General features: G+C 69.8%; 18 protein-coding genes. 1 reads left to right on the top strand and 17 read right to left on the bottom strand.

Annotated elements, in window-relative coordinates; all coding sequences use genetic code 11:
- Positions 1-51: 51 nt before the first annotated feature.
- The 17 genes from FE633_RS30140 to FE633_RS30060 form a co-directional block, all read right to left on the bottom strand.
- Positions 52-1,227 carry a dienelactone hydrolase family protein gene (locus FE633_RS30140; RefSeq protein ID WP_138048337.1) on the bottom strand — a complete coding sequence of 392 codons (1,176 nt, stop codon included), beginning with the start codon at positions 1,225-1,227 and terminating at the stop codon, positions 52-54.
- On the bottom strand, positions 1,214-2,245 hold the full coding sequence (locus FE633_RS30135) for a pectinesterase family protein (RefSeq protein ID WP_171060175.1): 1,032 nt from the start codon (positions 2,243-2,245) through the stop codon (positions 1,214-1,216). Before FE633_RS30135 ends, FE633_RS30140 begins: the two co-directional genes overlap by 14 nt.
- Positions 2,246-2,247: 2 nt before the next feature.
- A complete protein-coding gene (locus FE633_RS30130; RefSeq protein WP_138048335.1) occupies positions 2,248-3,357 on the bottom strand; it encodes a pectinesterase family protein in 1,110 nt (369 codons plus the stop codon).
- Between the two features lie 2 nt (positions 3,358-3,359).
- The gene (locus tag FE633_RS30125) at positions 3,360-4,670 is read right to left on the bottom strand and encodes a pectate lyase family protein (protein ID WP_138048334.1); all 1,311 of its coding nucleotides are present in this window, start codon (positions 4,668-4,670) and stop codon (positions 3,360-3,362) included.
- A gap of 116 nt (positions 4,671-4,786) precedes the next feature.
- Positions 4,787-5,608, bottom strand: a complete 822-nt coding sequence (locus FE633_RS30120; RefSeq protein ID WP_138048333.1) for a rhamnogalacturonan acetylesterase — start codon at positions 5,606-5,608, stop codon at positions 4,787-4,789.
- A gap of 155 nt (positions 5,609-5,763) precedes the next feature.
- On the bottom strand, positions 5,764-7,113 hold the full coding sequence (locus FE633_RS30115; protein WP_138048332.1) for an ABC transporter substrate-binding protein: 1,350 nt from the start codon (positions 7,111-7,113) through the stop codon (positions 5,764-5,766).
- Between the two features lie 77 nt (positions 7,114-7,190).
- Positions 7,191-9,203 (bottom strand): pectinesterase family protein, encoded by a 2,013-nt coding sequence (locus FE633_RS30110; protein WP_138048331.1) that lies wholly within the window; start codon positions 9,201-9,203, stop codon positions 7,191-7,193.
- Between the two features lie 72 nt (positions 9,204-9,275).
- Positions 9,276-10,835: a glycoside hydrolase family 43 protein gene (locus FE633_RS30105; protein WP_138048330.1), complete on the bottom strand. Its 1,560-nt coding sequence runs from the start codon at positions 10,833-10,835 to the stop codon at positions 9,276-9,278.
- On the bottom strand, positions 10,832-11,671 hold the full coding sequence (locus FE633_RS30100) for a DUF6807 domain-containing protein (protein ID WP_246113902.1): 840 nt from the start codon (positions 11,669-11,671) through the stop codon (positions 10,832-10,834). Before FE633_RS30100 ends, FE633_RS30105 begins: the two co-directional genes overlap by 4 nt.
- Positions 11,668-12,819: a Gfo/Idh/MocA family protein gene (locus FE633_RS30095; protein ID WP_138048329.1), complete on the bottom strand. Its 1,152-nt coding sequence runs from the start codon at positions 12,817-12,819 to the stop codon at positions 11,668-11,670. Before FE633_RS30095 ends, FE633_RS30100 begins: the two co-directional genes overlap by 4 nt.
- Positions 12,816-14,129 carry a pectate lyase family protein gene (locus tag FE633_RS30090; RefSeq protein WP_425473245.1) on the bottom strand — a complete coding sequence of 438 codons (1,314 nt, stop codon included), beginning with the start codon at positions 14,127-14,129 and terminating at the stop codon, positions 12,816-12,818. Before FE633_RS30090 ends, FE633_RS30095 begins: the two co-directional genes overlap by 4 nt.
- 59 nt (positions 14,130-14,188) lie before the next feature.
- On the bottom strand, positions 14,189-15,088 hold the full coding sequence (locus FE633_RS30085) for a carbohydrate ABC transporter permease (protein ID WP_138048327.1): 900 nt from the start codon (positions 15,086-15,088) through the stop codon (positions 14,189-14,191).
- Positions 15,085-16,020: a carbohydrate ABC transporter permease gene (locus tag FE633_RS30080; protein ID WP_138048326.1), complete on the bottom strand. Its 936-nt coding sequence runs from the start codon at positions 16,018-16,020 to the stop codon at positions 15,085-15,087. Before FE633_RS30080 ends, FE633_RS30085 begins: the two co-directional genes overlap by 4 nt.
- A gap of 141 nt (positions 16,021-16,161) precedes the next feature.
- Positions 16,162-17,922 (bottom strand): L-arabinonate dehydratase, encoded by a 1,761-nt coding sequence (gene araD / locus FE633_RS30075; protein ID WP_138048325.1) that lies wholly within the window; start codon positions 17,920-17,922, stop codon positions 16,162-16,164.
- A complete protein-coding gene (locus tag FE633_RS30070; RefSeq protein WP_138048324.1) occupies positions 17,919-18,830 on the bottom strand; it encodes a dihydrodipicolinate synthase family protein in 912 nt (303 codons plus the stop codon). Before FE633_RS30070 ends, araD begins: the two co-directional genes overlap by 4 nt.
- Positions 18,827-19,483: a GntR family transcriptional regulator gene (locus FE633_RS30065; RefSeq protein WP_119102386.1), complete on the bottom strand. Its 657-nt coding sequence runs from the start codon at positions 19,481-19,483 to the stop codon at positions 18,827-18,829. The genes FE633_RS30070 and FE633_RS30065 overlap by 4 nt, the downstream gene beginning before the upstream one ends.
- A gap of 259 nt (positions 19,484-19,742) precedes the next feature.
- On the bottom strand, positions 19,743-20,345 hold the full coding sequence (locus FE633_RS30060; protein WP_138048323.1) for a TIGR03086 family metal-binding protein: 603 nt from the start codon (positions 20,343-20,345) through the stop codon (positions 19,743-19,745).
- Between the two features lie 170 nt (positions 20,346-20,515).
- Here FE633_RS30060 and FE633_RS30055 point away from each other — a divergent pair, with 170 nt between their 5' ends.
- On the top strand, positions 20,516-21,484 hold the full coding sequence (locus tag FE633_RS30055; protein WP_138048322.1) for an NAD(P)-dependent alcohol dehydrogenase: 969 nt from the start codon (positions 20,516-20,518) through the stop codon (positions 21,482-21,484).
- The last annotated feature ends 32 nt before the right edge of the window (positions 21,485-21,516 follow it).

The raw sequence follows: 21,516 nt of genomic DNA, 5'->3' as shown, positions 1-21,516 counted from the left end.
TTTGGGTATGGGGTGGGGTTGGGGAAGGAAACCCTCCCGCCCACCCAGGGTTCACAGAACGGTGTCGAGCCATGTGAAGAGCTCGTCCTGCATGGGTGCGGTACACACATGGCCCAGATCGGGCCAGACCTTGGTGTGCAAGCGATCCCCGGCGCGACGGGAGCGCCAGACGGCGCGCAGCTTGTCGTACGCCACCAGGACACCCTCGGAAGGAAAAAGGGTGTCCTGGGCACCGTGGAAGAAGAGCATCGGCCTGGGCGCGGCGATGCTCGCCACATCGGGGAAGTCGAGATACCGGGCAAGCCCGGGATGGAGCATGTAGTAGGAGGACTGGCCCCGCAGGATGTTGTTGCCGGGCACGATCACGTCCTTGAGCCCGGTCATCCAGCACACGCTCGCCGCAGCCGCGACATCGTCGCTGAGCGCGGCGGCCTGCCAGGCCCGAAAGGCGCCCATGGAGAACCCCACGGCCGCGACCCGCCGCCCGTCCACCCGGTCCAGCCCGGCCAGAAAGCCGGCGGCGCGCACGTCCTCGCGCGCCATGAGCCCGGCGAGCGACGAGCCCAGGTTGTAGAAGTTGCTCGCGAGAGCCTGCTGCTGCTCGTAGGTGATCGGCCCCCGGTCGCCCCAGCCGAGCGCGTCCACGGCGAGGACGACGTATCCCCGCCGGGCCAGTTCGTCACCGAGGAACCGCCCGCTGAAGTACCGGTCGGCCCAGGCCTGGGCGGAGGCGAGTCGTGTCTCGCCGTCGTACCAGGGCCTGACCAGCTTCTCCTTTCCTATGTCGAACTTCGCGCCGTGGTCGTGGAGCAGGAGCACGGCCGGGAAGGGACCGGTGCCGTGCGGGGTGAGCAGAGCTCCACGCACCCGCCCGTACCGGGTGACGGAGAAGGTCACCAACTCCCTTGCGTAGCCGCCGAATTCGCTGTGCTGTTCGCCGAACTCGGGCTCGTACAACGTGTCGTCCCGCTCGACGAGGAGGTGTTCCTCGACCTTCGCGCGGGCGGCCCGCCGCCAGGCCCGGAAGTCCCGGATCGGGGAGGTGTCCCAGGCGAGCGGGAAGCGGAGTTCGTCCTTGAGGAGCGGATGGAAGTCGGGCAGTGGGCCGTCCACGATCACCGGCTCCGACGCCGCCGCCCGGGCGGGCCCGGCAGCGGTGAACAGCGCCGCCGCCCCGGACCCCACCACGAACGCCCGCCGCCCCAACGCCGGGTCACGGGCGGGCATACGGCCTCCAGTCGCCGAGGTAGGTCCGCCGGGTGTGCACGGCGGCCTCCTCCGCCGTCAGCTGGGGCCTGTTCTCGGGCACCGAGATCACCGCGCCGGGACCCTGGTTGGCGCACTCCCTGAAGCGCATGGTCTGCCACGGGTACGCCTCGCGCATGTTGATGTACGGCGTCACCGCGTCGATGCCCGGTCCCAGCCAGGTGTCCCTGACGACCAGTGAGGGCCAGGCGGTAGTCTCGTACGACGGCACCCACGGGCGCGCGATCTTGTACGCCGCGTCCTCGGCCCCGGAGGTGATCCGGGACCGGACCGCCAGGAAGCCGTAGGGATTCGCGCGTGCCGTCGCCGGCGCGAACACCATCCCCTCCGGTTTGAACGCGACGTCCCGGTCGAGGGTGTGGAAGTGGCACCGCTCGAAGACCGCCCGGGCCCGCCCGAAGACGAAGTCGACGTCACCCTCGATGTAGCAGTCCCGGTAGTACTGCCGGTCGAAGGCCTCCAGAGCGGTGGTGTCCGCGAACAGCGTGTCCTGGTGGGCCAGGAGCCGTACGCCCTCGAAGCGCGAGCGGTCGCCGGTGACGTACGCGGCCACGGCCTGTGTCCCCGTGATCTCCGGGTGGTCGGCGCGCAGCCAGTCGTTGGCGAGGGTCAGTCCGCGCACGGTCAGGCCGGGCGCCGTCGAGGTGAAGGTGGCGGAGCCCGCGGTGCCGTAGGTCGTGCCGTCGGGTTTCTTCGTGCCGTTCGCGTTGTCGTACACGATGACGGCGTCACGCGGGTCGCGGGTGGCACCGCGCAGCGTCAAGTCACGCTTGCCGGCAGGGATGTCGACCACTTCGCGGTACGTCCCCGGGTGCACGACGATCGTCCAGCCGCCGCCGTCCACCGCGTCGACCGCGTCCTGGACCAGGTCGCCGGGGCGGACGTGGAGGACGCGGCGGCGGGCGTCCGCGAAGGCGGGGGTGGTACCGACGGCCACCAGACCGCCGGCGATCCCGGTGAGCAGTGTGCGCCGGCGCAATCTCAGCACCCCTTCCATGGCGCCCAGTCACCGAGGTACACCGCGCGGGTGTGGGACTCGGCTTCCGCGTCGGTGAGTTGGGGCCGGTTCTCCGGGACGCTGATCTCGGCGCCCGGCCCGGTGTTCCGGTACTCGGCGAACCGCTGGTTCTGCCAGGGGAAGCTCTCCGACATGTTGGTGTACGGCGCCACCGCGTCGATCCCGGTGCCGAGGCGGGTCTCGCGCACGGTGAGCATCGGGCGGGCGGTGGTGTCGGAGCTGGGCACCCAGGGGCGGGCCAGCTTGTAGTAGGCGTCCGGGGCCTCGCTCGTGACGCGGCTCTTCGCCACCAGGCAACCGCGCGGGTTGGCGCCCGCGGTCGACGGCGCGAAGACGAAGCCGTACGGGGCTCCGGACAGGTCCGTGCGGTTCAGGGTGTGGAAGTGGCAGTGCTCGTACACGGCGGTGGCCCGCCCGAACACGAAGTCCACGTCACCCTCGACATAGCAGTGCGCGAAGTACTGCCGGGCGAAGGTGCCGAGCGCCATGGAGTCGGCGTACAGCGTGTCCTGGTGGCCCAGGAACCGGCAGTGGTGGAACGCCGAGCGGTCGCCCTGCACCTTGATCGCCACGGCCTGGGTGCCGCTGATCTCGGGGTGGTCGGCGCGCAGCCAGTCGTTGGCGAAGGTGAGGTACCGGGCGGTGAACCCGTCGGCCTGGACGAGGGTGGTGGCCGAACCGGTGGTTCCGTAGGTGCCGCCGCCCGGCTTGGGGGTGCCGGCCGCGTTGTCGTACACGATCACGACGTCACGCGCGTTCTCCGAGGCGCCGATCCACGTCATCTCCGTGCGGGCGACGCTGACGGCGACCGTCTCGCGGTACGTGCCCGGGGCGATGACCAGGGTGTACCCACTACTGGTCGCGGCGTTCACGGCGGCCTGCACGGTGGTGTGGTCGCCGAGACCGCCGGGGTGGACGTACAGGGTCCGCCCGGTCAGCCGCGCCGACGGGGAGCCGTACCGGCCGAACGGCGAACGTCCCTGCGCGTGGGCGGTGCCCGAGAGCCCGAGGCCGAGCGCGGCCCCGGCGCTCGCGACGACGAACGACCGTCTGCTCACGTCTGGTCCGGTCATCGTCAGCAGACCTTCCCGGCGCCCGCCTGCCCGGTGACGATCCCCGGCACGGCCCGCGGCGAGTCGACCTTCGTGCGCAGGGTCGGCGTCCATCCGGCGCCGGACTGCAGGGTCTCCCCCGGTATCTCGGCGTTGTGGACGGCGATGAGGTCGACCTGCTTTCCGTTGACGTAGTTGTTCTGGGCGGTGAGCGGTGCCTCGCTCCACTTCTTCAGTGTCTTGGCGGCGCTGACTCCGGCCGGCAGCGAGAGGGCGTTCTTCTCGGCGTACAGCTGCGAGGACGCGCCGATGCCGAACGTGTAGGAGTACGACTGGTCCTTGGTGACCACGAAGTGGTTGTTGTACGCGTCGACCTGCCCGAAGCGGACGCGGGGCGCGCGCTCCACGATGCCGTCGAAGCGGTTGTGGTGCAGCGTGACCTTGAGCTTGCCGGCGTCGGTGGAGCCCGCGCTGTCGCTGTTGCCGATCATCAGCGTCTTGTCGTGGTCCTCGAAGGAGTTCCAGGACGCGGTGACGTAGTTGGCGCCGCGCACGATGTCGAGAAGGCCGTCGTGCTGCTGGTAGATCTCGCCGAAGTACTTCGGCAGCGTGCTGTCGGGGTAGCGGCCGTCGGTCAGGGTGTTGTGGTCGACCCACACATGGGTGGAGCCGTAGACGACGACCGCGTCGTACTCGGAGTTCCAGGCGCCCGTGGCGCCGTCGGTCGGGTCCCACTGGGGGAAGCAGTCGAGCGGGGCCTCGATGGTGAGGTTGCGGAGGATGACGTTGTCGACACCCTTGATCTGCAGGCTGCCGCCCCGGATCCCGGAGTTCTTGCCGACGCCGACGATGGTGGTGTTGGCGGGGACGTTCGCCTTGATGGCCTTGTCCTGGTTGGCGGCGGAGGCGGCGCGCAGCCCCTCGGGGCTGTCGGCCGGCTCCCCGGAGAGGTCCTTGTCCAGGCCCCAGTTCTCCGGCGAGTACTTCTCGAGATACGCGTCGAAGTCGTACCCCGCTGCCTCGAAGGACGCGCAGCCCTCCGCGACGGGGTCGATGACGCCCTTGATCTGGACGATCTTCGGAGTGTCGCCCCCGGCCTTCAGCGCGGCCTTGAATTCGGCCCAGGTGGTGACCGTGTAGACGTGCTCGGCGTCGGCGGCCGAACCACCGGTGGTGCCGCTGCCCTCCGACCCCCAGCCGTCGTTCGCGGCAAGGGTCTGCCGGGCCAGGTCCCGTGGCTGTGCCTGGGCGGTGGTCCCGGTGACGGCGAGCACGAGAGCGGTGCAGCCGAGGACAGAGAAAGTGGCATGGGCATGCCAGACTCGCGTACGCATGGGTGCGGGTACCTTTCAAAGGAAGGGGGGAGTTGGCGCCCCTTTCAGGGGCGCGGGGAACTGCGCGACCAGCCACAACGGGCCCGCAGCTTTGAAACCGGCCTTACAGCGGAGCGCTATGGCCAAGTGATCCAGGACTCAGGAATCTCGTCGCCCAGGCGACGCACGTCCCCGTGGGCAAGCACCCGGCGATGCAGAAGCTCAATAGCGACCAGCCGGGCCACGGCGATGGCACCCGGAGGATTGAAGTGGGTGTTGTCCTGCTCGGTCGCGGTCCAGTTGAAGTACTTCTTGGTCTCCTCGACGCCCAGCTTCTGCCAGAGCGCGATGGACAGCGCCTGGATGTCGAGCAGCGCCACCTCCTCGGCGGCGGCGAGGGCGCGCATCGAAGCCGGATAGTCGCCGTGGGTGCCCACGGCATTCCCGTCGGCGTCGAACTTCCTGCGCTCGACGGAGGTGGCGAGCACGGGGCGGGCACCGCGGGCGCGGGCGCCGTCGATGTACTGGCGCAGGTGGTCCTGGTACGTCGTCCAGGGCTCGGTGTAGCGCGTGGGGTCGGCGGACTTGGAGTCGTTGTGGCCGAACTGGATGAGGAGGAGGTCGCCGGGCCGGATGGCTTCGAGAATGACGTCGAGGCGGCCCTCGTCGATGAAGCTCTTCGAACTCCGGCCGTTCAGGGCGTGGTTGGCGACGGACACGCTCTTGCTCAGGAAGAACGGGAGCGCCATGCCCCAGCCCGTTTCGGGGGCCGCGTCGGCGTACTTCTGGTCTGCGGTGGAGTCACCGGCGATGTAGAGGGTGCGCACGCGTCGGCCTCCGTGCGGGGAAGACGGGGAGGCGGCCGCGGGTGCTGCCGCGGCGGCGGGTGTTGTCGCGGCGGCGACGAGGGGGACGGCGGCGAGAGCCGCGGTGGTGATCTGTCTGCGGGTGAGGGACACGTCGGTGTGCCTTTCAGGGCAGCAAAATCAGATGATGAGAGGGCGATTACCTTTGCTTTCGGGCGTGGGGGGCTGGAGGGCCGGCGGGCGGGGCACCAGGTGATCCGCCGCCGGCCCTCGGTCAGGAGGCGCGAGTCGGGGTCAGTGGACCGGCATCAGCCCTTCTGCTCGTTCCACTCCGCCTGGGCCTTGTTCAGCTGGTCGGCAAGCGTGTCCAGGAAGTCCTTGGCACTCGTCGACCCGGTCATGACCTTCTGGAAGGCCGGCTCGTTGTCGGTCTTCGAGATGGTGTTCCAGTCGGGCAGGTAGTACGGCAGCTGGACGATGGTGGTGGAACCGTCGCTCAGCGCCGCGGCGGCCAGCTTGGTCGGCTCGGCCTTGGAGACCCATGCGTCCTTGGCGGCCTCGGTGTTCGCCGGGACCTGGCCCGCCGACTCGTTGAACTTGGAGTTCTCCGCCTGCGACACGGCGAACTCGATGAACTTCCAGGCGGCGTCCTTGTTCTTGGAGCTCTTGAACACGCCCAGCCCGTCGACCGGGTTGGAGACCTGGACCCGCTTGCCGCCGGCCCCGATGGGCTGCGGGATGCCCCGGAACTTGTCGACGCCGAGCGCCTTCACGTGGTCCTGGTAGGAGCCCAGGTTGTGGTTGAGCATGCCGATGGTGCCGGAGTCCCACTGGGCGACCATCTTGGTGAAGTCGTTGTTGAGGTCGGCGGCCGGGGTGACCTTCTTGTAGAGGGCCACGTACTTCTCCAGGGCCTTCACGTTCTTCGGGTCGTTGACCGTGGTCTTCTCACCGCTGGAGTCCCAGAACGAGGTGATGCCGGACTGCCCGTACATCGCGTCCAGCGCCTGGGCGATGGAGCCGGCGCCGCCGCGGATGGTGTAGCCGAACTCGTTCTTGCCCTTGTCGGTGAGCTTTTCCGCGGCCTTGTAGAACTTGTCCCAGGTGGTCGGCTCGTCCAGGCCGGCCTTCTTGAACAGGTCGGTGCGGTAGTAGAGCACGCCGTTGTTCGCGGAGGTCGGGATCGAGTACAGCGTCTCGTCGCCGCCGCCCGCGGCCTTCAACGACGCGACCATGTCCTTGTTGAGCTTGCTGCTGAGGGAGGATTTGGCGAGGCGGTCGTCCAGCGGCTCCAGCGCGTTCTGGGCGGCGATCCCGGCGAGCATCGCCGCGCCGACGCCGCCGACGTCCGGCAGGCCGCCCGCCTGGATGGAGTTGTCGACCTTGGACTGGTACTCGGTGGCGGCGATCGGGACGTACTTGACCTGGATGTCCGGGTTCGCCTTCTCGAAGTCGGCGATGATCTCCTTCCAGATGTCGGTGCGGACACCGCCGTTGTTGTCCCAGAAGACGATCTCGCCCTTGCCGCTGCCCTCGGAGCCCTTGTCACCGCCCGCCCCGCTGCCGTCGTCCCCACAGGCGGTGGCGGTCAGCGCGAGGACGGATCCCAGGGCGACGGCCATGGCGGCGCGCCTGCTTCTGCGAATGCTGATCTTCATTGAACGGCTCTCTTCTTGATGGATCCAGCGAGGGTTTCTGTGCGGTTGCGTGGAGGTTCTTCGGCCGCCGAGCGGACTCAGCGGCGGTCGATGTGCGGCGCCCAACCGTCCTGGCCCGCCAGGTAGTCGGCGACCGTGTGGGTGGCCGCGTCCGCGGCCGGCAGCTGCGGCCGGTCGGCGGTGACGGTGGCTCCGGGCCCGTAGGTGCGGTACTCGGTGAAGCGGGCGTCCTTCCACGAGAAGCCGCTCATGTCGGTCCACGGCGAGGACTTGATCGCCGCGGGCAACTCGGTGTCGCGGAACAGGACTTGGGCGATGGCGTTCGGCTCGCCGCCCGGGTGCCAGGGCCGGCCGAGGTGGAAGGTGCCGGCGGGGGCGTCGCTGACGACCTTCGACTTCGTGATCAGGAAGCCGTACGGGTTGTCCTTCCAGGTCGAAGCGGCCGTGATGTAGCCGTTGTTGGTCGTCGAACCGCGGCTGAGGGCCTTGATGACGGAGCGCTCGATGACGGTGGTCGCGCGCCCGTAGATGAAGTCGACGTCGCCCTCGACGTAGGAGTCGCGGAGGTAGACCCGGCTGATCACGTCCAGCTTGGGGCTGTCGGTCATCAGCGTGTCCTGGTTGCCCAGGAAGGCCGTGTCCTCGAAGACGATCCGGTCGCCCGTCGTCTTCATGGCGAGGGCCTGCTCGCCGTTCAGCTCGTGCGCGGCCTCGTCGAAGTCGTTGCTGAAGGTGAGGTTGCGCGCCGTGACGTCGTTCGCGGCGATCCGTACGGTGGCGCTCCCGGTGGAGCCGCCGTACGCGGCGGGCGTGTCGTAGACGATGACGGTGTCCGAACGGTCCCGACCCGTTCCCCGCAGCGCCAGGTTCGGCTTGGTCGCGGGAATGAGGACCTTGGCGCGGTACGTGCCGGGCGCGATCCGGATCGTGACGGTGCCGTCGTTGCCGTCGGGCACCGCGTCCACGGCGGCCTGGACGGTCGGGTAGTCGGCGGGCACGTTCAGCACGGTGTCCGTGCCGAGGTTCCGCTGGGGCCCGGAGAAACGGGTGACCAGGGCCGGCACGGCGGCGGCCGGGTCCAGCCGGTAGTCGTAGAACTCCCGGGGATCGAAGGCGGCGCCCCACTCGTCGTGGCGTCCGGTCGTGTTCTTCAGGATCGACCCGCGCTCCACCAACTCCGCGGTGGCGTCGGCCTGGTAGGGGTGCTGGACGTCCTTGTAGTAGCTGTTCTCGATGACCATCTTGGTCTTGCCGCGCGACCAGTTCCCGTACGTCCACACCGGGTCGCCGTCCGCCACCTGCGCCGACAGGTAGTTGTTGTAGAGGTGCGCGTAGGCGCAGTTGTCGGCGGACGGATTGCGCTGCTTGGTGCCGCTGAACCAGTTGTGGTCAATGGTGATCTGCGTCTTGACGTCGGCCGTCCAGCCGATCCCGAACGCCTTGTTGTGGTGCGTGAACTGGTTGTAGGAGACCGTGACGTACTGGCTGTCCTTGCGGATGTCGAGCAGTCCGTCACCCATGTGCGTGAACCGGTTGTGGTCGATCCAGACGTGGTCGACGGAATCCATCTGGATGGCGTCGAAGTCCGTGGTCTTGCCGTCCCAGTCGCCCTCGACGTAGGAGTCCCGGATCGTCAGATTGCGGATGATCACGTTGCTGGTGCCGGGGTTCAGATGCAGCTCCCCGTGGACGATCTCGCCGGTGTCGCCGACGCCGATGATCGTCTTGTTCGAGGTGACCGTGATGTCGGACCCGAACGGCTCGACATCGATCGATCCGGCGACCCGGATGACGTACGGCTCCTCGGCGGCCGCGTACTTGAGCAGGGCCGCCTGGTCGGTGACGGTCACCACCTTGCCGCCGGCGCCACCGGTCGTACCTCCGTCGAGGGAGGCGAAGCCGTGCGGCTTGGCGCTCCATTGTCCGTGTGACCCCGAGGCGGCCTGGGCGCCCTCGGGCTCGGCCGCCTCGGCCGGGGTGAGGGCTCCCAGCACCAGCGAGGCCGCCAGGGCGGCGACCGCCACCAGGGCCCGGGCCGGGCCCGGTCTCGGCCCTGATCCTGGCAAGCGCTTGCTACGGAGGTGCGTCATTGCGGCTCCCAACAGGCTTACGGGTGTACTGAGTTCAGGAAGTCGGTCGTGCTTCAGGAAGTCGGTCGTGGTTCAGGACGTCGGTCGCGCGGTGATGCGGAACTGCGTGAACGTGGCCGCCCCGGCGTGTCCCCCGCCGTTCGGCGCCAGTGCGAACAGGCCGAGCAGGGCGCCGACCCAGCGCCAGGGCGTGGCGGCGAAGACCGGGCCGGAGGGCTGCGGGCCGTCGCCGACATCGGCAGAGAAGCGGCAGCGCGCCCCGGCGCCGATCTCGATCCGCAGCCGGGCCCGGCCGTCCGGCGCTTCGCGCGGGTGGGCGGCATCCCGCTCCCGCTCGGCGACGGATTCGGCGAACCGGTGCACGAGATGCACCGTGCCGTCGGCGCCCCGCTGGAGCCCGATCCAGCTGAACGCGTCGCCCAGGACTGCGAGTCCGGCCCGCGCACCGGGCTCCTCACCGGACAGGGTGAGTTCGACCTCGATGGTGGCGGGCGTTCCGGGCAGCCGTTGTGTGAGCACGTTCGGCAGCTTGCGCAGATCGTGCGCGTCGGCCGTCCGTACGCAGGTCAGCCGCAGCCCGTCGGCCGCGTGCTGGGTGGCCCAGCCGTCATGAGGGTTGGCGGTCCACTGCCACTGGCGCCCGAACCGCCCGCCGGGGAAGTCGTCGTCGGTGGCCGGCGCGGACAGCGGCTGACGCGGCAGGTCCGGCTTCTTGTGGACGCCGACGGGGACGCCCTCGTCGCCCAGCACGGGCCAGCCGTCCGCCCCCCAGCGCATCGGCTGGAGGTGGACGACCCGTCCGTAGGCGCCCCGCTCCTGGAAGTGGACGAACCAGTCCTCGCCGGACGGGGTACTCACCCAGCCGCCCTGGTGGGGGCCGTTGACGTCGGTGTCGCCCTGCTCCAGCGCGATCCGCTCCTCGTACGGCCCGAAGAACCCGCGTGAGCGGAAGACGCCCTGCCAGCCCGTCTCCACGCTCCCGGCGGGGGCGAAGATCCAGAACCAGCCGTCGTGCCGGTACAGCTTCGGCCCTTCGAGCGTGAACCAGCCGGGGATGCGGTCACCGTCGACGATCACCTTGCCCGCGTCGAGCAGACCGGTGGCGTCGGGGCGCATGCGATGCCCGGTGAGCCGGTTCTTGACGCCGGAGCGGGACTTGGCCCAGGCGTGCACGAGGTACGCCTCGCCGGTCTCGTCGTCCCACAGCGGGCACGGGTCGATGAGTCCCTTGCCCTCCTTGACCAGGTGCGGGCGGGTCCAGGGGCCGCGGATCTCCGGGGCGTTGACCTGGTAGATGCCGTGGTCGGGGTCGCCCCAGAAGATCCAGAACCGGTCGTCGTGATGGCGCAGGGACGGTGCCCACACTCCGCAGTCGTGGCGGGGTGTCCTGAACTCCTTCGCGGGTTCCAGGAGGGACAGCGCATGCCCGACCAGCGTCCAGTTGACCAGGTCGCGGGAGTGCAGCAGCGGCAGGCCCGGGGCGCGGCCGAAGCTGGAGGCGGTGAGGTAGAAGTCGTCGCCGACGCGGATGAGGTCGGGGTCGGACCAGTCGGCGTCGAGGACCGGGTTGCGGTAGGTCCCGTCCCCGAGGTCGGAGCTGAACGCGGCGGCCCCCTCGGTCACCGTGCTCATGTGCTCACCGCCTTGCGGACGAGCGCCGACGCCTCGTCCCGGTCGAGGCGGCCGTCGGCGACGACGGTGATGATCCGGCGTACGACCGTGTCCCCGGCCGCGATCTCCAGCCGCTGGTCGTGGGCGAGGGACGAGCCGACGCCCGGATACTCGGCGGTGCGCACGAACCAAGGGTCCTGGCGGGTCTGTTCGGTGGCGCCGGCGAACACGAGGGTCCAGGTGGCGCCGGCGAGCGCGACCCAGTCGGCGCACACGCCGTGCGCCGCCTCCTCGCCCTCGGTGTCAAGGGTGAACACGGCGGGCGCCTCGGCCTCCTTGCGGGCGCGCCAGAAGAAGCCGCCGTAGGCCGCGCCTGGGCGTCCGTTCGTTGCGGGGCTGCCGATCGACAGCGGGCCGGGCGTCGTGTTGGTGAGCGAGAAGGTGAAGTCCAACGCCCAGGCACAGTCGGTGAGTTCACTCGCCGCGACCGTACGCCGCTCGCGCAGCAGCTCGCCACCCGTGGCCACCCAGCGCAGCTCCTCCACGAAGCCGTCGGGGTCGCACAGCTGGAAGGCGGAGTGCCGCTGAGCCCCGTGGTTGTCGAGCTCGGTGGGGCCCTGGTCACGGACGAAGGTGCGCCCGCCCCAGAAGTTGTGCCCCTCGACGTCGGGAACGGCGACACTGACGCCGAGGTGGTGTGTGTGGTCCGCCGGGCTCAGCTCGGTGACCGACGTACCGGCCAGGGTGGTGACCGGGTGCAGATACGGGCGTGGTGAGAGGCGGGGCGGGAGCTCGGGCCGGGTGATGTAACGGCCGACCGGGCGCCCCGCGATACGCAGGACCAGGGAGTCGTTCACCAGGTGCTCACCTCTTTCGGTAGCGCCCAGGAGGCGCCCAGCTCGGAGTAGAGGGAGAGGGTCTCGGCGGAGGTGGTGACGAGTGCGTCGATGCCGCGGACGACCCGGCGGTTCTCGTCGGCCACGAGGTACCAGTCGGCCTCGGGCAGGGCGACCGGATCCGGGGCCTGCCGGATCGCCTCGACGACCCTCATGAAAGCGCCCGTCGAGTCGGGGGTGACCAGCAGTTCCGCGCGGCCTTCGAGGTGCTCGACGAGGTTCTCCAGCAGGTCGGTCCTGCCGTAGTCGGTCTCCACGGGGCCGTGGCCGGACCGCTGGACGAGGACGCGGTCCTGCTTGTACCAGAAGGTGATCCGGCCGCTGGTGCCGTGCACGAGAACGTACGGCTCGTCGGGCTGCTCGGCGCACAGGGTCGCGGCGACGGTGACCCGGCCGCCGGCCGCGGTGGTGACGCGGACGCACGAGGTGTCGTCGGACTCGATGTCGTTGGCGCGCAGCAGCTCGGTCTCGATGACGGTGACGTCCTCGGCGCGGGTGGCGCCGTCGAGTGCCAGGGCTGTGGCGACGGCGTGCGCGAGGGGGTTGGTCAGCGCGCCGTCGACGACGTCGGCGCCGTTCAGGGTGCGCCGTCCCGCCCAGGGTGCGCGGCGGTAGTACTCCTCGGCGCGCGCCCAGGCTCCGCCCGCCCCGATGCCCGTCACCTCGCCGATCGCACCCTGTGCGACGAGCTCCCGGATCGCGGGCAGGGCGTGCGAGCCGAGCGACTGGAACCCGATCTGGCATGCGATCCCGGCGGCCGCGACCCCGTCGGCCATGCGGCGGAAATCAGCGTACGAGGGCGCGGGCGGCTTCTCCAGCAGCAGGTGCACGCCCTTGGCGGCGGCGATCAGCGCCAGGTCGGTGTGGGTGGGGATCGGCGTGCAGATCACGGCGATCGCGGCACCGGTGGAGTCCAGCAGGCCCCCGAAGTCGGCGGACTGCTCCAGGAGTTGCCCGCCGAGCTCCTCCTCGGTGAGCGGCGTCAGCTCGCAGATCCCCGCGAGGTGCACAAGGCCCTGGTCCTGGAGGCGGCGGATGTTCTGCAGGTGCCAGCGACCGTGGCCGCGGGCGCCCGCGAGGACGATCGGCACAGGCACAGGTGATGTCATCGGATCCTCCCCGCTCCCGCGCCGCGCTCCACGTCACGGTCGGCCTGCCGGGCGCTGTCGATCTCGCCGTGCAGCGCCGGCGTCCAGCCGACGTCGGCGGTCAGGTCGCGTTCGCTGCCGGAGTTGTAGGCGTTGTAGATGGCGAGCAGGTCGACGGGGAAGCGGTTGAAGAGGGTCCCGCTCTGGTGCAGGGCCGTGCCGTTCCAGCTCTTCACGAGGTCGGCGACCTCGATGTGGCCGGGCGTGGTGAAGGCGTTGTTCTCGGCGTAGACGGCCGACTCCGTGGAGATGCCGAGCGAGTAGCGGTAGTCGTGGGCGTCCTCGAGGACGACGTACCGGTTGTTGTAGACGTGCACCTGTCCGAAGCGGACGCGCGGGGCGCGCTGTACGACGGACTCGAACTCGTTGTGGTGCAGGGTGACGCGGAGCTTGCCGCGGTCGCCGGTGGCCGTGTCCCCGTTGCCGATGAGCATGGCCTTGTCGTGGTCGGCGAACCGGCTCCAGGAGACGGTCACCAGGTCGGAGCCGTTGGTGATGTCCAGCAGGCCGTCGTGACGCAGGTAGTTGCGGCCGAAGTAGGTCGGCTCGTCCTCGTCCGGGTGGCCCTTGTCGGAGGCTGTGACGTGGTCGATCCACACATGCGTGGCGCCGCGCAGCCAGAGAGTGTCGTACGCGGTCTTCCAGTCGCCGAGGCCGCCGGTGTTGGGCTGCCAGACGGGGAAGCAGTCGTAGGCGTCGCGGAGTTCGAGGTTGCGGACGATGACGTTGTCCGCGTCCCTGATCTGGAGGCCGGCGCCCTTGAGGACGGCGTTCGAACCGAGCCCGACGATGGTGGTGTTGGAGCCGACGGCCAGTTCGACCCGTGCGGCCTGGGCGGCGGCCGAGGCCTGGCGGGCCGCCTCCTGCGGGCCCGAGGGCTTGGCGGAGCCCCAGGTCCGCGGGTCGTACGCGGCCAGGTACTTCTTCAGGCTGTACCCGTCCTTGGCGTAGTCGTCGCAGTCCAGCCGCGCGCCTTCGTCGTCGGTGTTGGCGTCGATCGTGCCCGCGACCTTGATGATCTTCGGGGTCGCGCTGCCGCCGTCGAGCGCGCGGACCAGCTCGGCACGGTTGCGTACGGTGAAGACGTGGGCGTCGTCGGCGGTGGAACCCCCCGTGGTACCACCGCCGGCGGAGGCCCAGCCGTCGTTCGGCGCCAGGGTGTCGCGGCTGATGTCGCGGGCCTCCGCGTTCGCCGGTGCGCCCAGGGCCGCCAACAGCCCGCAGGTGAGGGTGACTTGGAGCAGTCGGCGCCCGGTGTCCGTACGCGGCAGGACGGTACGCAGCTGTCCGAGTCTGTTCTTCACGGTGTCTCTCATCCCTCTCATCCCTCTCAGCCCTTCACCGCGCCGGCGCTGAAGCCCGTGATCAGCCACTTCTGGATGAAGGCGAAGACGATCACGACGGGCAGGGCGGCGATGATGCCTCCCGCCGCGAGTGCGCCCAGGTCGACGCTGTCGGCGCTCATCAGGCTGTTGAGGCCGACCGGGATCGTCTGCTTCTCCTGGTTGCTGAGGAACATCAGGGCGAACAGGAAGTGGTTCCAGGAGTGCACGAAGGCGAAGGAGCCGACGGCGATCAGACCGGGCCGCAGCAGGGGCAGGACGACGACCCGGAAGGCGGTGAAGCGGGTGCAGCCGTCGACCCAGGCGGCCTCTTCGAGGGAGTACGGGACGTTCCGGATGAAGCCGCTGATCAGGATCATCGACAGCGGCAGCTGGAAGACCGTCTCGGCGATGATGACGCTGCCGAGCGAGTTGATCATCTGGAGTTCGGCGAAGATCTGGAAGAGCGGGACCAGGAGCAGCGCGCCGGGCACGAACTGGGAGCAGAGCAGCGCCAGCATGAAGGCGCGCTTGATCCTGAAGTTGAAGCGGGCGAGCGCGTAGCCGCCCGCGAGCGCGACGATCGTGGTCATCACCAGGGTGGCGATGCCGACGTAGACGCTGTTCTCGAAGTAGGTCCCGAAGCTTCGCTGGGTCCACACCTTCTCGAAGTGCTCGAAGGTCATGGGCCAGGGCACGAGGGACGTCGAGCCGGGCTTGCGCAGGGCGAAGAGGAGGATCCAGTAGAAGGGAATGAGGGTGAAGAGCAGGTAGACCCCGAGAGGGAGGTAGATGTGCCAGCGCGGGACCTCGTCCCAGGCGCGGTGAACCTTCTTGGCGGGGCGCTGCGGCGCGGGGGCCTCGTGCTGGACAGCGGGCGCCGGCGGGGTGGCCGTTCTGGTGCTCACTTGTCGTCACCTCCGAACTTGCTCAGCCGCAGATAGACCATCGAGAAGAAGAGCAGAATCACGAACGCGACCGTGGTCAGGGCCGATGCGTAGCCGAAGTTGTGGGCGTCGACGCTGGTGTTGGCGATGTAGAGCGGGAGTGTCGTCGTCTCACCCGCGGGTCCGCCGCCGGTGAGGGTGTAGAGCAGGTCGACGTTGTTGAACTCCCACACCGCGCGCAGCAGCGTGGACAGGATGATGGCGTCCTTGAGGTGCGGCAGGGTGATGTGGAGGAACTGCCGGATGCGGCTGGCGCCGTCGACCTCGGCGGCCTCGTACAGGTCCTTCGAGACGGACTGGAGGTCGGCGAGGATGAGGATCGCGAAGAAGGGGACGCCGCGCCAGAGGTCGGCGACCACTGCCGCCGGGAAGACGGTCGAGGTGTCCGACAGCCATGAGGTGCCGTACTCCCCGATACCCATGTCGGCGAGGTAACGGGTGATGCCTGTCTGGGAGTTGTAGAGCAGCACCCAGATCGCGGAGGTGAGCACACCGGAGACGGCCCACGGCGAGAACACCAGGGCGCGGCCCAGCGACCGTCCCACGAAGGTCTGGTTGACGATCAGCGCGAGCGCCAGACCGAACAGCAGCTGCAGGCCGACCTCGACGACGACCCACTTGGCGCTGAAGACCAGCGTGTCCCAGAACTGCGGGTCCTCGGTGAAGGCGTGCACGAAGTTCTCGAAGCCCGCGTAGCCGTTCCGCCACGGCTTGGTGGGGTTGTAGTTCTGCAGGCTGTAGTAGAAGACGCTCAGCACCGGGTAGGCGATGAAGCCCAGCATCAGCAGTCCCGCCGGGGCGATCAGCAGATACGGGAGCCTGCGCGGCGTAGCTGAGCCACGGCGCCGCCGGGGTGGCGCGGGCTTTTTCGCCACGGCTGCGGCTTGGGCCATGACTGTTCTCCGTTCTTGGGGGTGTGCGGGTGGTGCTGTGCTGTGCGCTCTTGGTGCTGTGCTCTCTGTGTGCGGTTCGTTGAAGCGCTTCGCGACCGTTGTTCGGGATGTCGGACATGCGGCTCGGCGGGCCGCTCGCCCTCAGCCCGCGTACGGGTCCGGCACCTTGCCCGGTTTGGCCAGGAAGGCGAAGTCGCAGCCGGTGTCGGCCTGCGTGATCTGTTCGCTGTAGAGCGCTCCGTAGCCGCGCTCGTACCGCTCGGGCGGCGGCGTCCACGCCGCCCTGCGCCGCTGAAGCTCCTCGTCGTCCACGTTGAGCCGGAGGGCCCGTGCCTCGACGTCGAGGGTGATGGTGTCCCCGGTGCGCACCAGGGCGAGCGGCCCGCCGACGTACGACTCGGGCGCCACGTGCAGCACGCAGGCGCCGTAACTCGTGCCGCTCATCCGGGCGTCGGAGATCCGCACCATGTCCCGCACGCCCTGCTTCAGCAGGTGGTCGGGGATGGGCAGCATGCCGTACTCGGGCATGCCCGGCCCGCCCTTGGGGCCCGAGTTCCGCAGCACCAGCACACTGTCGGCGGTGATGCCGAGCGACGGGTCGTTGATGGTCCGCTGCATGGTCTTGTAGTCGTCGAAGACGACCGCGGGCCCGGTGTGCTTGAGCAGGTGCGGCTCGGCGGCGATGTGCTTGATGACAGCGCCGTCGGGGCAGAGGTTGCCGCGCAGCACGGCGACGCCGCCCTCGCTCGCGACCGGGTTCTCCCGGGTGCGGATGACGTCGTCGTTGTGGACGAGCGCGCCGTCGAGCTGCTCGCGCATCGTGTCGTACGACACCGTCGGCCGGTCCAGGTGGAGGAGGTCGGTGAGCCGGGACAGGAACCCGGGGAGCCCGCCCGCGAAGTGGAAGTCCTCCATCAGGTAGGTCTGTCCGCCGGGCCGGACGTTGGCGAGCACCGGCACCGTGCGCGCGATGCGGTCGAAGTCGTCGAGCGTGAGCCGGGCTCCGGCGCGGCCGGCCATCGCGATCAGGTGGATCACGGCGTTCGTGGAGCCGCCCAGCCCGAGGACGGTCAGCACGGCGTCCTCGAAGGCCTCCTGGGTGAGGAGGGCGGACAACTTCCGGTCCTTGCGGACGAGTTCGACGATCCTGAGGCCGGAGGCAGCGGCCATCCGGTCGTGCCCGGAGTCGACGGCCGGGATGCTGGAGGCGCCCGGCACGGTGACGCCGAGGGCCTCGGCGGCCGCGGTCAGCGTCGACGCCGTCCCCATGGTCATGCAGTGGCCCGGCGACCGGGCGAGGCCGCTCTCCAGCTCGGCCATCTCGCAGTCGCCGATGAGCCCGGCGCGCTTGTCGTCCCAGTACTTCCACATGTCGGTGCCGGAGCCCAGGACTTCGTTGCGCCAGTGGCCCGGCAGCATGGGCCCGGCCGGCACGAAGACGGCCGGCAGATCGACACTGGCGGCGCCCATCAGCAGCGCGGGTGTGGACTTGTCGCAGCCGCCCATGAGGACGGCCCCGTCGACCGGGTAGGACCGCAGCAGCTCCTCGGTCTCCATCGCGAGCATGTTGCGGTAGAGCATCGGGGTCGGCTTCTGGAAGGTCTCGGAGAGGGTGGAGACCGGGAATTCCAGCGGGAAGCCTCCGGCCTGCCAGACTCCGCGCTTGACCGCCTGGGCGCGGTCCCGCAGATGGACGTGACAGGGGTTGATGTCACTCCATGTGTTGAGGATCGCGATGACCGGCTTGCCCAGGTGCTCCTCGGGGAGATAGCCGAGCTGACGGGTGCGGGCCCGGTGGCTGAAGGACCGCAGTCCCTCGGTGCCGTACCACTGATGGCTGCGCAACTCCCTTGCGCCGCCCGCGGTTTCATCCGGTCCGGGTATGTCACTTCTGTCGGTCATATGGACCACCCCGCGGCGATGGCGGCGACCTCGGCGCGCTGTGCCTCGGGCAGCAGACTGCTGGGCGGACGGACCTCGCGGCGGCACAGGCCCAGCGAGGCCAGAGCCTCCTTGACCACGGTCACGTTGTTGGCGGAGCCGTGGGCGGCGCGCAGCTCCTCGAAGCGGCGGATCTGCTCCCACACCTTCATGGCGGCCGCGTAGTCACCGGATCGAAGCGCTTCGATCATGTTCAGCGAAACGGACGGGGCGACGTTCACGAGCCCCGAGGTGAAACCGGTCGCGCCCGCCGAGAAGTACGAGGGCGCGTACGGCTCGGCGAGGCCGGCCACCCAGACGAAGCGTTCGAGCCCCGCGTCGCGTGCGAAGGCGGCGAAGCGCGCCGCGTCCGGCACGGCGTACTTCACGCCGATGACGTTCGGGCAGTCGTCGGCCAGTTCGGCGAGCCGTGCGCCGGTGAGCTGCGGATTGCGGATGTACGGGACGACGCCGAGCTCGGGCACGGCCTCGGCGATGGCCCGGTGGTAGTCGACCCAGCCGCCCTGCGAGACGTACGGGTGGACGGGCTGATGGACCATCACCATCTGCGCCCCGCGCTCGTGGGCGTGCCGCGCGGCGGCGACCGCGGTCGGCACGTCGTGGCCGACACCGACCAGGACGGCGGCCCGGTCACCCACCTCGTCGATGGTCAGTTCCGTCACCAGGCGGCGCTCTTCGGGGTTCAGGGCGTAGAACTCGCCCGTGTTGCCGTTCGGCGTGAGGATGCGTACGCCGCCCTCGAGCAGGCGGCCCAGCAGGGCGCGGTAGGTGTCCTGGTCGACGCCGCCGTCCTCGGCGAACGGCGTCACCGGGATCGCCACCACATCGGCCAGCGCCGCTCGTTGCGTCTCGAACGTCGCGCTGCTCATTCCTGGTCACCCTCTCCCTGGGCCTCGGGGAAGGCCCGTTGGACGAACGACGCGATGTGCGAGTGCAGGGCGCGTGCCGCGCCGTCCGAGTCGCCGTCGAGGGCGAGCCGCAGGATCTCCCGGTGTTCGGCGGCCTCGCGCTCCCAGGACGGGTTCGCGGCCCAGGCGACCGCGGAGACCAGGGCGGCCTGGTCGCGTACTTCGTCGAGCATCCGGCCGAGCAGCGGGTTGCCGCAGGGGACGTACAGGGCGCGATGGAACTCCCGGTTGGCCAAGGAGCGTTGCGCGGTGTCGGTGGCGGAGTCCGCGCGTTCGAGCGCGTCGCGTGCCGTGTCGAGGGAGGCGCCGCGCCGCACGGAGCGGCGCAGGGCCTCCGGCTCCAGGAGCAGCCGCACGTCGTACACCTCGCGCGCCATGTCCGCGTCCACCATGCGCACCGTGACGCCCTTGTACTGGTTCATCACGACGAGCCCCGTGCCGGCCAGGGTCTTGAGGGCCTCACGCACGGGGGTCTTGGACACCCCGAACTGTGCGGCCAGCTCCGTCTCGACCAGGGCCTGACCGGGCGTCAGCTGCCCGGTGAGGATGCGGTTCTTGATCCCCTCCAGCACGTATTGCGTGCGGGACGGGATCGGGGTGGGCACAGAGGTCATGCGCGCCTCTCGGATCTCACGTATCGGATCTCGCGTATCGCGTCTCATATATGACGTACGAAGTACGACGCGATGAAGGTAAGAGCGCGCTCAGGATTCGTCAACGCTTCTGGCAAAAGAAGTCGCCCCGGGAGTCAGCCGCACCTGTTCGCCTTCGCGATGCCGATCGACGTCGGCCTCGCAGAGGCACAGGCCGGCTGCCCGGGGCGAGTCCGGCGAGACCCTCACTCTGCAACTTGGCGAATCCTCTGCCCGGCGACTACCCCCTGGGCTTCCAGCCGGGCTCGCGGCCGCTGAGCCCGACCGCGCGGTCAAGGAGCGGCGCGTCATCCGGTACGGGCACGAGGGGCCCGAAGATGCCGCCCCCGCGGGACGGGTCCTCGGCCGCGGCGAGCAGGAACTCGTACGTCGCCCGCAGGGCAGCCGCGTCCGGCTCGTACTCCTGACCGGTGGCCCGGGCGAGGTCCCACCCGTGGATGACGAGCTCATCGGCCGCGACGGCACCGGCGACGGCGCCCGGCAGGGTCACTCCGCCGGCCCGGGTCTGACCGGTCCAGGCAGCCGGATCCCGCCAGGCCTCGGCGAGCTCGTCGAGCACCTGTGGGAGTGTCTCGCGCCAGCCGGGCTCGATGTCCGGCACGGCGGCGGTCGGGCTGGTGTCCGTCGTGACCCCCAGGTCCTTTCGCCCGGCATCCCGGAAGGCGGTGGCGAGTCCGACGACATGCCCCAGCATGTTGTGCACGGCGTACTCCGGGCACGGCGTCGGGGCGTCCAGCTGGTCCTCACCCACCCCCTCCGCGAGGCGCGCCACGATCAGGGCCTGCGGCCCCAGGTCGAGGGTCGTGGGTGTCGTACGGTCCATGGTCGGCTCCTCTGATCAGGGTCGTCATGGGGTAGACCGTCCGGCGTACGGAAACTCATCGCTCCCGATCCCAAGATCATGCTCAGGAGGCTGGTCAGGAGGTCGGACCGCCGGGATGCTCTGGGTATCCGCGACGCTCGGTGTCGTGGACCTCGAAGGGGAGCCACGCCATGAAGGCGATCGTTCAGGATGCCTACGGATCCACCGACCTCCTGGAACTGCGCGACATCGACCGCCCCGTGCCCGGCGACGACGAGGTGCTCGTCGAGGTGCGCGCGGCCGGTGTCGGCCCCGAGGTGTGGCACCTCATGACGGGCCGCCCCTATGTGGCCCGCGTCGCCCTGGGACTCCGTAAGCCCAAGAACCCCGTACGGGGCTGGGACGGCGCCGGGCGCGTCGAGGCGGTCGGCGCGAAGGTGACGGACTTCAAGCCGGGTGACGAGGTCTTCGGCAACTGCGACGGTTCGTTCGCCGAGTACGCGCGCGCCAAGGCCGCGAGGCTCGCGCCCAAGCCCGCCAACCTCAGCTTCGAACAGGCCGCCGCCCTCCCCGTCTCCGGGATGACCGCCCTCCAGGCCCTGAGCGGCAAGGCCCGGCCGCGGCCCGGCCAGCGGGTGCTCGTCATCGGCGCCTCGGGCGGCGTGGGAGCGTACGCCGTCCAGCTCGCCACGATGTACGGCGCCGAGGTCACCGGCGTCTGCGGCCCCACCGGCGCGGACTTCGTCCGTTCCCAGGGCGCCATCCACGTCATCGACTACACCCGCGAGGAGATCACCGACGGCCCCCACCGCTACGACGTCATCGTCGACAACGCGGGCCTGCGCCCGCTGCCCGTCCTCCGCCGCGCCCTCACCCCGCGCGGAACGCTCGTCATCGTCGGCGGCGAGGGCGGCACCGGCTTCTTCGGCGGTATGAGCCGCGATCTCCGGGCCGTCCTGCTCTCCCCCTTCATCGCCCAGAACCTCCGCAACCTCATCTCCGTCTCCCGCCGCGAGGACCTCCTGACCCTCAAGGACCTTGCCGAGAAGGGCAGGATCACACCGCCCATCGACCGCACATACCCGCTTGCCGAGGCACCCGCGGCCATCCGCCACCTGACCGACAGCCATCCCCGGGGCAAGCTGGTTGTCACCATCTGACGACACACTCAGACGTAGCAGGTGCCAGGACG

Source organism: Streptomyces montanus, assembly GCF_005786655.1.
Taxonomy (GTDB): Bacteria; Actinomycetota; Actinomycetes; order Streptomycetales; family Streptomycetaceae; genus Streptomyces; species Streptomyces sporangiiformans.
The sequence above is the reverse complement of the archived record's forward strand: the minus strand, read 5'-3'. Positions and strand labels throughout refer to the sequence as shown.

Excerpts from the sequence above, each read along its gene's own strand:
- FE633_RS30140 (WP_138048337.1), bottom strand. The coding sequence starts at position 1,227 with ATGCCCGCCCGTGACCCGGCGTTGGGGCGGCGGGCGTTCGTGGTGGGG.
- FE633_RS30130 (WP_138048335.1), bottom strand. The coding sequence starts at position 3,357 with ATGACCGGACCAGACGTGAGCAGACGGTCGTTCGTCGTCGCGAGCGCC.
- FE633_RS30125 (WP_138048334.1), bottom strand. The coding sequence starts at position 4,670 with ATGCGTACGCGAGTCTGGCATGCCCATGCCACTTTCTCTGTCCTCGGC.
- FE633_RS30115 (WP_138048332.1), bottom strand. The coding sequence starts at position 7,113 with ATGAAGATCAGCATTCGCAGAAGCAGGCGCGCCGCCATGGCCGTCGCC.
- FE633_RS30110 (WP_138048331.1), bottom strand. The coding sequence starts at position 9,203 with ATGACGCACCTCCGTAGCAAGCGCTTGCCAGGATCAGGGCCGAGACCG.
- FE633_RS30105 (WP_138048330.1), bottom strand. The coding sequence starts at position 10,835 with ATGAGCACGGTGACCGAGGGGGCCGCCGCGTTCAGCTCCGACCTCGGG.
- FE633_RS30095 (WP_138048329.1), bottom strand. The coding sequence starts at position 12,819 with ATGACATCACCTGTGCCTGTGCCGATCGTCCTCGCGGGCGCCCGCGGC.
- FE633_RS30080 (WP_138048326.1), bottom strand. The coding sequence starts at position 16,020 with ATGGCCCAAGCCGCAGCCGTGGCGAAAAAGCCCGCGCCACCCCGGCGG.
- araD (WP_138048325.1), bottom strand. The coding sequence starts at position 17,922 with ATGACCGACAGAAGTGACATACCCGGACCGGATGAAACCGCGGGCGGC.
- FE633_RS30070 (WP_138048324.1), bottom strand. The coding sequence starts at position 18,830 with ATGAGCAGCGCGACGTTCGAGACGCAACGAGCGGCGCTGGCCGATGTG.
- FE633_RS30065 (WP_119102386.1), bottom strand. The coding sequence starts at position 19,483 with ATGACCTCTGTGCCCACCCCGATCCCGTCCCGCACGCAATACGTGCTG.
- FE633_RS30060 (WP_138048323.1), bottom strand. The coding sequence starts at position 20,345 with ATGGACCGTACGACACCCACGACCCTCGACCTGGGGCCGCAGGCCCTG.
- FE633_RS30055 (WP_138048322.1), top strand. The coding sequence starts at position 20,516 with ATGAAGGCGATCGTTCAGGATGCCTACGGATCCACCGACCTCCTGGAA.